1 protein-coding gene is annotated in these 445 nt (G+C 60.7%); it reads left to right on the top strand.

The window, feature by feature from the left end; genetic code table 11:
• On the top strand, nt 1-445 hold a 445-nt coding region (locus B0E43_RS23275; protein ID WP_139352611.1), incomplete at both ends, for a hypothetical protein.

Here is a 445-nt window from a genome sequence, read left to right as displayed (position 1 = left end):
GCTGCGGTAGGTGACGTGGTGGCATACCGCTACGTGATCACCAACAGCGGCAACGTGACCCTGGCCGGACCATTCAGTGTGACAGACGACAAGATTGCGGGCATTGCGGCGGTGAACGGTCCATTGGTACCGGGCGGCAGCGTGACTGCGACAGGCAGCTATACGATTACCCAGACGGATCTGAACAACGGCAGTGTGACCAACGTGGCCAGCGCGAGCGGCAACGGGGTGACCTCGAATACCGATACCGAGACCGTGGATGCGACCCAGACCAGAGCGTTGACCTTGGACAAGCAGGTGGTATCGGGTGATCCGTACGCTGCGGTAGGTGACGTGGTGGCATACCGCTACGTGATCACCAACAGCGGCAACGTGACCCTGGCCGGACCATTCAGTGTGACAGACGACAAGATTGCGGGCATTGCGGCGGTGAACGGTCCATTGG

Source organism: Algoriphagus sp. A40 (assembly GCF_002002735.1).
GTDB lineage: Bacteria > Bacteroidota > Bacteroidia > Cytophagales > Cyclobacteriaceae > Algoriphagus.
The sequence above is the reverse complement of the archived record's forward strand: the minus strand, read 5'-3'. Positions and strand labels throughout refer to the sequence as shown.